Raw genomic sequence first — 6961 nt, forward strand, 5'->3', positions numbered from 1 at the left:
TTTATGGACTTACAGGAAAGTGAAAGGGGCATTTCAGCCCCTTTGATTACCCTGCATAACCGTTGGCTTTCACCCAGCTTATGGTCTGCTCTTTAGCCTGTTCCAACGTAAGGAACTCGCCTACATAGTTTGAGATCCCACGTAGCGCATCAATAAATTCCATTTGCGTGGACTTTGTGAATGCACCTCCAAGGAAGTCTGTCACTATCTTAGGAATGTCACCTGCAACAGTATCTGGCTGCGCCTGCGGATCCGATACTGATTGGGCCGCAGCCCCAAGCCCCAGTTTAAGCATCACATCAACAATCTGCTTACCAATTGAGACGCGTTGCAATACTGGCGCGGTTTTCTGCGCCTGCATTAGATCTGATAGCTCTTTACCTAATTTCAGGCGTTCTAAAACAGAGATAGCCATTAAGCACCTCCCTGCTGAATTTCAGCCAGAATATTGATCAGGTAGTCAACGGCTGCACCTACAGTTGCTTCGTTCTCGTCATATCGACCAGCACTGATAAGAGCGTTTGCAGCTTCCTGCACATGATCAAGTTCAGCACTTATGACCGTCAGATCGCGGGATGTGAACTGCTCCGGAACGGATTTCAGGTACTCAAGCGCTTTATCTGCTTCCTGGTCAGCTTCGCTTGCTGATTCACCCGCTTCTTCTGGCTCCGGCTCCTGTTCTGGTGCTGGTGCAGGTTGCGATTCTGGCTCAACTACAGGATCTGTTTTTACTTCGCTTGAATGATTTTGAAGGGCGTTATACACGTCCATAATGAAAAGGTTCTCCCCATCACCAAGTGGATATGCCACGTTCGGGAACGCTTTGCGGAAAAGAATTTTAACTTGCGCCTTGAATGTTTTCAGGTCACTTCCAAACAGATCTACATAGCCATCAATATGTTTTACCATGCTGGACGCAACCAGCTCGTTCGCCATCCCTCTCAGTTCATCGTCATCAGGCAGATAGCGTAATTCGTACTGACTGACTTCTTCGTCTGTCAGTTTGCGGTCATACGTAATGATTCCGTGACGAGCATATTCGTAATACGGATCAGCCTGATCAGGACGGTCAAGTACAGCTTTATTTCCTTCAGGAACCGCACCAACACCCGCCGGGCGAGATTGGAGCGCATAGCGATATTTACCAACCTCCAGGGGATCAGGATGTGATGCTGGTTGTGGCTCCTGTTCAGGCTGCGGCTGATCAGTTGGCTCAGGCTGGCCCGGCAACACATCCACTTTGTATTGATCAGCATTATGTTCACGATAGGCTTTAAGTAATTTGGTTGCAGCGTCCGCTGAACTCCCACCTTTAACAGCACTGACATCAATACTGAAATTGCCTTCTGGTGCCTCAATCGTGACAAAGCTATCACTGCCTGACGTGACATACTTAACTACAGCACCATTATCCAGCGTTGTTTGGCCTTCTGTAGCAAGATTATGTTTTATGTGTCGCAGTTGATCATTGAAGGCACGCTCTTTAGTTCCTTGGCTCTTAGCTGACAATAAATTATCGCGCTTAGCCTGCAATTCCGCGTTAAGGGCTTTTTGTGCGTCTAATTTATTCTGCATATCATTGAGTGTTGAGCGTTTCTCTGCCAGCCCCCGCTGTGCGTCTTCAACCTGCTCAATCAGCACAGAACGTTCTTCTGCCAGCTTGTCGGCTTCATTGAGATACCCCTCAATATCAGCCTTCATTTTGTCCTGGCGCTCCTTTGCTTTTTTGAATTTTGCACTGTTACGCTCAATGAGGTTAGAAAGCGCCTGACACACCTGGCTCAGAGATACATCACGCCCACCGATTGGCGCAACAACATGCGTAACGTTTCTTTTGTTAAGAAGAAACTGAAACGCAACCAGCTCGTCATCCCCTTTAATTCTTGTGCCGTCTGCGGTTGGAGAATGGAAAATTATGCTTGTCGTTTGTCCATCGGTTAGAGGTATTTGTGCTGTTACAACAGGGATATTAGCAACCCGGCGCACGCGCCCAATGATTGCCCCACCGATACTATTACGTCCGTCTTCATATTCACCTGCCTCATCCGTACCCGCAGCAATGTCAGTGCCATTCAGGCCGCGATTAAGCGCCCGGACAAATGCTCGCATTGTTTGCGCTAACCGCAATTTTGTTGTGGTTATAGCTTCGAACATTGCCTCATTGGTAGTTACCAAAATTTCGTTGCCCATATAGGCCAGCTCGATATCTTCCAGCGTCGCAGGCTCGATAAGTAAATCATCCTCGGTGATATCTTCCGCCACCCAACGATTAGGCGTATATCCAGTGAGCGTATCTGCAAAAGTGGACTGGATATTTATTCGAATAGGTTTCTTTATCATGCATCTTCCTCCAGGCGCGCTATTTCTTCTTTCAATACGCGAGTTTTCGCCAGTTCCTGCGCCATCTCGGTTCTAATGATTTCAGTTTCTCTTGTTGCGCGGTCTGAATTACCTTGCACCTGATTTAATTTTTCTTTGGCCCTTTCAATATCCTCGCGGATCGCATCGCGAGATTCCTTTGCCTCTGCTAGTTTCTGCGCATTGGACTTAACGCCTTTTATTTTCTTATTCCCATCATCAATATCTTTCGCCGCACGAGCTAACTTACGCGCCAATGATTTCTGAAATGATGATGCGCCTTTATTAAATAAAGCAGCTAGTGATTGCCCTAAAGCCATCAGCGTTTTAACTGGCTTGAAAGGAACAATTTTTCCGTTCAGTTTTACACCAGAAATATCACCAGTATCATTAACCTGAACGTCCATCGTCTGCTCATCGATTCCGATAAGGGTAAACGTGCGCGTCATGATCCCGTCTTTCTTCCTGCCATTACTGGCGGGGATCACCCTCGCTATCTTGTAGCCTCCTTTACCGATTTCTTTGACGAGTTTTGCCAGCCCCTTTTCGTTTAACTCATCATAATTAAGAAGAACATAATTAGACTTATTTGACATTCCAGTCTCCTTCACACTTTTCAATCATAAACTGGCGTTCTATGCAGTCATTGATAGGGAAAATGCGATAAAGCGGATTCAGGCGGCAATTACCGTTAGTCAATGTAACCTTTAGATCCCACTTCGCTGGCTCAAGATATTTCGTGTCGATGAGCAAATATTCTTCTCTCTCACCGCGTTTTGATGCGTCAACTGGTCTTGTTTTCCCCGAAATAACCACAGATGGATTTTTCAAGTCCTGCAACCAATATTCGATTTGTGCATTGCTTACCCAGCTTCGCTTAACGCGAAGCGACACGGGAAACGCTATAGCAGACTCTTTCACTACAGCTTCGCCAATGCTCAAAATATCAACACTCTTGCGACGAAATAAGAAACGGTCAATAACGGCAACAAATGCCATGATAAAAATGAAATAATTTCCAAAGTCACCCATTACTTCTCTCCACCTTTTCCCCCACTCGCTATTACGCTTAAGAGATTCAAGACGTTACTAGCTCTGGACTTCAAGCCCTGTAAAATTTCACTTCCGTTGTTACTGGCAATCAGAACAACGCAGTAAATGATGCCTTCCGGCCATTCATAGCTATCAGCCACCCAAAACCCCGCAAGCCCGGCAGTTACCGCAGTAAACAATTCACTCGCGAGGTTGAGCAGTGACGCAGAAATGCGCCCGTCTCTAACTCCGAGAAGGAATACGCCGGTTCCACTCAGCAGGGATGTTATGACTGCTACAGCCAGATTTTCATAATCTGCAAACATACCCCTCCAGAAATGACGTTTAACGCGGCTTCAACTTATCCAGTTTGTTATTTCCCGACTAAATGCCATTCACACAAAATGGATGCATATGATGGCCCGGTGGTCCGTAAACCTCGTCACTCAGAGCGTGGAGGATGCCAAATTCGCGTATCAACAAAATGGTCCAAACACGGCTTTAAAGAGAAATACGCTTGAATGCGCAAGATGTGAGCTGATTCTTGAGGACAAAATGATGACATGTGAGTCTTCACAAGCGTCATTCAGTGAATATAATGCCCCCCTCTCAGATACCACTAACTGAGTGTTCATTTTGCCCGCCGTCATTGACTGGACGGCGGCTTTTTTGTACCAAAGGATTGTATTACTAAAAAAGGTCACAAAAGCACTCACTAATAAAGCCCTCAACAAAAGAGGGCTTGAAATATCAAAAAAGCAGTGCTGATTGGATTGTTATGATTGTTTATACAGGCATCTCAGGCCATGAGATATCTGCATCAACAGAAGTGTCAACTCTATTAAGAAGAACTCTATACCTCTTTAACTTTGTCAACATTTCTATTTCCTCATCAGTGGCAATATCCATATCAACAGCATCCTGAAGCGTTGATATTTTTATGCTCACATCATTCATAAGACTACTTTTGGTGTTTTCAGCAATGCTGACTCTATCCTCTAAGCTCATAGGTTGTGGGTCAGATAACATTGGATAACCATCGCCATTTGCAATTATTATTTTCCCATTGCCATACCCTGATAACAATTCATCATATAAGTCATCAGGTATATGTACAGTATCGGACGGCCATGAACCGTTTTTATCGTAATCTTCTTTTAGTCTGTCGTCGTAGAAACCACCAGTCTCTTTGCTGTAATACTTTGCCATTTAAGCACCTTCATTCTAATTAACTATATTTTTAATAACCATAAGCAACATACTGTGCATATATTTTATCAGTGGAGCTACTTTTCACTGTAAAACCAGTGGCTGAGTGGTTGTATGTATAAAGAATTGAATTGACAGCATTCCCGCTGTGAGGCGAAATCACAACTACCGCACACGCCTCAGGAAAAGTAGTCGGAAAGTTAACCACGCTTCCTGGAGTTAAATTTGTTATAAACCCCCACTGCATCATCACCTTAGTTGATGTATCCTTATGCCATCCATGAATGTTGGCATATGCTGTGTTTTTAGCCTGATATTTCGTGTTGAAATTACTATAGTTACCAGGGGTAATCTGACCAACGGCAGATAAATTCCCCATAACCCTTACATGACCATCAGCACGTCCTAATTCTACGCGACCATCACCGCCATCTATCTTTAATGGAGTGTAAACGACATCACCATTAACATTTTGCCCAGTGGTTGATATCTGGAAACTATATCCAGTATTAGTTATTAGGAATCCATAGTTATTATTATAAGTTAGGCGTATAGCATTTTGGCTGCTGGATATAATTTCACCGGTAACAGTACCACCTGTTGTTGGTAACGCACCAACATGACTTGCCGTTAATGTGATGTCTGCAGAACCATCAAAAGCCACTCCACTTATTTTTCTGGCAGTTTTTAACTTTGTCGCTGTAGCTGCATTACCACTTGTATTTTGATTTCCGGCAATATTAACGCCCGGAAGATTGATGTTTGCTGTACCATCAAACGAAACCCCGCCTATTGTGCGCGCTGTTTGTAGTTTCGTTGCAGTTGCAGCATTACCGTTCAAACTACCATTGATGCCGCCAGTAACATTGAGTCCATTACCGATTGAAACAGCACCATTGGCGTTGTTAATGGTAAGCGGTCTTAAACTATTCCATGTTCCAAGATTGTCACCCGAGGCGGTCAATATGAAGTATGTGCTTGAACCATCGTTTCGGATAAAGAATCCATAGTTGCCATAGGCAATACGAAGACCATTCGCCGATTTGGAAATAATCTCGCCAGCAGCAGTTAATCCGCCAGTTAACGATCCTCCAGATAGTGGTAAAGCTCCGACATCAGCCGCAGTAGGCTTGTTTTTAGTGTTATACGCTCTGCGCCATCCTGGTGAATAGCTCGTCCCGTTAAATACATAGATAAACTCCGCATTAGTGAGAGCACCAGAGACACTCGCCGTTGTGGCCGTTGTTATACGGATCGTATAATTGTTTGAGCTACTACCGTTATTAAATACCTCTATAACAGCTCCTGCTAATGGAATAACGCCACAACCAGTTTCACTATTTGGTATGGATGCACTATTTGCATACGCCCAGGCACAACGCGCTATCCATACCTTTGCATTAAAAGCACCATTATCTCGTAGCAGAGTCACTAATTGCTCTGTTGTTATTGATGCTCCATTATCACCTGTTTCAAGCCAACCAGTAGGAGATGCCGGGCAACCAATATTTGCCGGTGACAGCGAAATATTAGCCGTTCCGTCAAATGAAACCCCATTAATGGTGCGTGCTGTTTGCAGTTTTGTGGCTGTAGCTGCATTGCCGGTAGTGCTCTGATTACCTGTTTTATTCACGCCTGGCAGGTCGATATTGGCGCTGCCATCAAATGACACCCCGCCGATTGTGCGTGCCGTTTGTAATTTCGTTGCAGACGCCGCGTTTCCGGTTGTGTTCTGGTTGCCTGTTGTATTTACACCAGGGATGGAATCCTTCGATGTGTAGACCTGCGCCCACTCAGACCAACTGGCTGTATCAGTATCTCGTCGCGAACGTACATGTACAGGCGCATGAGCACCACTTGTACCGCTCCAACCTATGAACAACTCGCCTTCACCAGCGACAGTTGCGCCCTTAAGATGAAGCACATTCCCGTAAGCAGAAGGATAGCCGTTGTTGTACGCCTCATACATCTGCAATCCAGCAGCAGCACCTTGCGTTGTACCGGTGAGCGCAGTAACACGCCCTCTGGACGTAATTGTTGGTATCGAAATGTTCGCAGAACCATCAAAATTAACACCGTTGATTGTGCGGGCTGTTTGCAGTTTTGTAGCGGTTGCAGCATTACCTGTTGTGTTCTGGTTACCGGCAATGTTCACACCCGGCAGGTTGATATTGGCGCTGCCATCAAATGACACTCCGCCGATTGTGCGTGCCGTCTGAAGTTTCGTTGCGGTTGCAGCATTACCTGTTGTGTTCTGGTTACCGGCAATGTTCACACCCGGCAGGTTGATATTGGCGCTGCCATCAAATGACACTCCGCCGATTGTGCGTGCCGTCTGAAGTTTCGTTGCGGTTGCAGCATT

The 6961-nt window shown here is 45.4% G+C and carries 7 protein-coding genes; all 7 read right to left on the reverse strand.

Annotated elements, in window-relative coordinates; all coding sequences use genetic code 11:
• Positions 1-46: 46 nt before the first annotated feature.
• A complete protein-coding gene (locus tag ACJHYR_RS21260) occupies positions 47-415 on the reverse strand; it encodes a hypothetical protein (protein ID WP_021551757.1) in 369 nt (122 codons plus the stop codon).
• Positions 415-2340: a head protein gene (locus tag ACJHYR_RS21265; protein ID WP_094545040.1), complete on the reverse strand. Its 1926-nt coding sequence runs from the start codon at positions 2338-2340 to the stop codon at positions 415-417. Before ACJHYR_RS21265 ends, ACJHYR_RS21260 begins: the two co-directional genes overlap by 1 nt.
• Positions 2337-2954, reverse strand: a complete 618-nt coding sequence (locus ACJHYR_RS21270; RefSeq protein ID WP_021551755.1) for a hypothetical protein — start codon at positions 2952-2954, stop codon at positions 2337-2339. Before ACJHYR_RS21270 ends, ACJHYR_RS21265 begins: the two co-directional genes overlap by 4 nt.
• A complete protein-coding gene (locus ACJHYR_RS21275; RefSeq protein WP_016262345.1) occupies positions 2944-3390 on the reverse strand; it encodes a hypothetical protein in 447 nt (148 codons plus the stop codon). The genes ACJHYR_RS21270 and ACJHYR_RS21275 overlap by 11 nt, the downstream gene beginning before the upstream one ends.
• Positions 3390-3716 carry a hypothetical protein gene (locus ACJHYR_RS21280; protein WP_016262346.1) on the reverse strand — a complete coding sequence of 109 codons (327 nt, stop codon included), beginning with the start codon at positions 3714-3716 and terminating at the stop codon, positions 3390-3392. The genes ACJHYR_RS21275 and ACJHYR_RS21280 overlap by 1 nt, the downstream gene beginning before the upstream one ends.
• Before the next feature lie 460 nt (positions 3717-4176).
• Positions 4177-4599: a tail fiber assembly protein gene (locus ACJHYR_RS21285; RefSeq protein WP_021551753.1), complete on the reverse strand. Its 423-nt coding sequence runs from the start codon at positions 4597-4599 to the stop codon at positions 4177-4179.
• A gap of 31 nt (positions 4600-4630) precedes the next feature.
• Positions 4631-6961, reverse strand: a 2331-nt coding sequence (locus tag ACJHYR_RS21290) for a beta strand repeat-containing protein (protein ID WP_410233145.1), incomplete at its 5' end; no start/stop codon positions are given.

Origin of the sequence: Escherichia sp. WS1450 (genome assembly GCF_046487395.1) — a bacterium.
Classification (GTDB): Bacteria; Pseudomonadota; Gammaproteobacteria; order Enterobacterales; family Enterobacteriaceae; genus Escherichia; species Escherichia coli.

What these genes read in the sequence shown, in the direction of transcription:
- ACJHYR_RS21260 (WP_021551757.1), bottom strand. Translation starts at nt 415, where the DNA reads ATGGCTATCTCTGTTTTAGAACGCCTGAAATTAGGTAAAGAGCTATCA.
- ACJHYR_RS21265 (WP_094545040.1), bottom strand. Translation starts at nt 2,340, where the DNA reads ATGATAAAGAAACCTATTCGAATAAATATCCAGTCCACTTTTGCAGAT.
- ACJHYR_RS21270 (WP_021551755.1), bottom strand. Translation starts at nt 2,954, where the DNA reads ATGTCAAATAAGTCTAATTATGTTCTTCTTAATTATGATGAGTTAAAC.
- ACJHYR_RS21275 (WP_016262345.1), bottom strand. Translation starts at nt 3,390, where the DNA reads ATGGGTGACTTTGGAAATTATTTCATTTTTATCATGGCATTTGTTGCC.
- ACJHYR_RS21280 (WP_016262346.1), bottom strand. Translation starts at nt 3,716, where the DNA reads ATGTTTGCAGATTATGAAAATCTGGCTGTAGCAGTCATAACATCCCTG.
- ACJHYR_RS21285 (WP_021551753.1), bottom strand. Translation starts at nt 4,599, where the DNA reads ATGGCAAAGTATTACAGCAAAGAGACTGGTGGTTTCTACGACGACAGA.